A 283-nucleotide genomic window follows, 5' to 3' on the forward strand; every position below is an offset into this window, starting at 1 on the left:
CCCGCATCCGGCAGCGGGAAGGAGACGGGCGCATCCGCGTCCGCAGAGGCGTAGGCGGTAGCGCCCGCGGGCACGGGCTTGGCGGGCGCTGCCTCGGGGGCGGCCGCCTCGACCTTCAGGGCATCGGCCGCCACGGGATCAACGGCCGCCTTCTGATCCTGGACCTGGCTCGACGATGCCGCCGCGTCGCTTGCCGGCGGCGTCGGTTGGGATGCCAGCTCTCCGCCCCCGACGCCGGCTCTGGCGCCGAGGACCGTCATCGTGACGCCTGCCGTGAGCGCGA

1 pseudogene is annotated in these 283 nt (G+C 75.3%); it reads right to left on the bottom strand.

Annotated features, from left to right (window positions below):
• Positions 1-260 (bottom strand): annotated as a pseudogene (locus WDW90_RS39085) (lytic transglycosylase domain-containing protein); the annotation flags it as partial.
• Positions 261-283: the final 23 nt, after the last annotated feature.

It is taken from the genome of Methylobacterium nigriterrae, assembly GCF_037106235.1.
GTDB classification, from domain to species: domain Bacteria; phylum Pseudomonadota; class Alphaproteobacteria; order Rhizobiales; family Beijerinckiaceae; genus Methylobacterium; species Methylobacterium nigriterrae.